Annotated in this window: 1 protein-coding gene and 2 pseudogenes; 2 read left to right on the plus strand and 1 reads right to left on the minus strand. The window is 64.7% G+C overall.

The window, feature by feature from the left end; all coding sequences use genetic code 11:
- Positions 1-106 (plus strand): annotated as a pseudogene (locus ACZ50K_RS37860) (IS5/IS1182 family transposase); the annotation flags it as partial.
- 23 nt (positions 107-129) lie between these two features.
- On the opposite strand, the pseudogene ACZ50K_RS37865 reads toward ACZ50K_RS37860, so the two are convergent.
- A pseudogene (locus tag ACZ50K_RS37865) lies at positions 130-327 on the minus strand (transposase); the annotation flags it as partial.
- Positions 328-915: 588 nt separating this feature from the next.
- On the opposite strand from ACZ50K_RS37865, the gene ACZ50K_RS37870 reads away from it, so the two are divergent.
- Positions 916-1,608 (plus strand): M15 family metallopeptidase, encoded by a 693-nt coding sequence (locus ACZ50K_RS37870; RefSeq protein WP_468912029.1) that lies wholly within the window; start codon positions 916-918, stop codon positions 1,606-1,608.
- Positions 1,609-1,809: the final 201 nt, after the last annotated feature.

Below are 1,809 nucleotides of genomic sequence, written 5' to 3' on the forward strand. Positions count from 1 at the left end.
CAGGATGCATGTCCTGTCGGATGCGGACGGACTGCCCCTCCTCGTCGGCCTCTCCGCGGCCAACACCCACGACAGCCTCGCGCTGAAGCCCATGGCCACGGGTCATGTCCCTTGCCGTGGTGTAACTGATCATTCTGCGGTGGCGGGCAGGTTGGTTTCTGTGTCTGGATAGAGGCCGTCCATGCTTTCGGTGGAGAGGTAGCGGCGGGGGAAGACGATCCATTCGTCGTGGAGCTCGACGAGGACGGCGGTGGCGGGGCGGCTGACGGCGGCGGTGTTGGGGAAGACCTGGACGACATCGGAGCGCCGTTTGATCTCGCGGCTGAGAGACTTCCCGGATGGATCTCACGCCTGATCGGGCCGCATTGGCGGTAGAACGTCACGACTGCCCGACCTGTGACGCGCCCGCTGGCTCCGCCTGCCGCACCCGGGGCGGGAGGACCGCCGCGAAGTACCACACCCCCCCCCCGCTTCGTCCTCGTCCCCGCGCTCCGCGAGGAACTCGAAGTCCTCGTCCCCTCCGACCGCCACCCGGGCCGCGCGTGGAAGCAGAGCCCGGCGCTCGCGATCGTGTCCGGGCGCCGCACCGAGCGGCCGGTCCGTATCGGGTACGCCCGCACGTCGACCGCACGGCAGGAGCTGGCGAGCCAGCTCGAAGCCCTCCACCGGGCGGATTACCACAAGGTCTTCCAGGAACAGCGCTCGATGTTCTCGCCGGCTGGGTCCGCGACGGTGACGTCGTCCTGTTCAAGGGATCCCATGCCGTGGGACTTGAGAAGACCGCACTGCAGTTCACCGCAGCGGACGCGGCAGAGCCGGCCGGGAAGCCTTAGCCTCCGGCCAACCTGGCGCTAACAGGGACGGTGATCTGCTGTTCGGTGAGACAGCACTCGCGGACCCGAAGGCCCCACCGTCATGAACCCGGCAGAGCCGATTCAAGATTTTCGAATGCAGTACGGCTCCTTGATTCCCGGCAGGTTCGTCAACCTGGCCGAAGTCAATTCTGACATTGAGATTGATATCCGATATTCTGGTTCCGATAATTTCGTCGGAAGCCCGCTGGATGGCTATGCGAGTCCGCTGTGCATCTTGACCTGGGAAGCCGCGGACGCATTGGCCGAAGCGCAGCGGGATCTGTCGGTGAGCGGGTACGGTCTACGGGTCTACGACGCGTACCGGCCTGCACGGGCGGTGGCACACATAGTCCGGTGGGCGGCCGATCTGGACGATCAGCGGACCAAAAAGGAATTCTATCCGGGCGTAGATAAATCGCGTCTTTTCGCTGACGGCTATATTCATGAGCGGTCGGGTCATAGCAGGGGGAGCACCGTTGATGCGACCTTGGTTGCGGCGTCGGGTGATCCCGTGGATATGGGCACCAAGTTCGACTGCTTTGATCCGCGCTCCCACACGCTGAACCCGTGGATCGGGATCGAGCAGCGGGACAACCGGCTCGTGCTGAAGGGTGCGATGGAGCGGGCGGGTTTTGTGAACCTGGCCGAGGAGTGGTGGCACTACACCTTCCAGCCCGAGCCGTTCCCCGACACCTATTTCGACTTCCCCGTCTCGGAAGATTTCAAGTCCAGTGAGACGGTGGTGGCGCTATGAGGTTTGTGGTGTGGGTTCGCGGCACTTGGCGGGGTCGTTGATCCAGGCGGTCTGGGGTATCTAGGGTGGTCGGGGGTGGCGGGCGAAGCGTTCGGGGTGGCGGGTATATGCGTCGGCGAGGGTTATGGCCCGCTGGTCGCGGACCTCCTCGGCGGTCCCGAAGTGGACGGATGCCGGGGTGTGGAAGCCGATACCGGAGTG

The organism is Streptomyces sp. NPDC033845 (assembly GCF_055576225.1).

Excerpts from the sequence above, each read along its gene's own strand:
- ACZ50K_RS37870 (WP_468912029.1), top strand. The coding sequence starts at position 916 with ATGAACCCGGCAGAGCCGATTCAAGATTTTCGAATGCAGTACGGCTCC.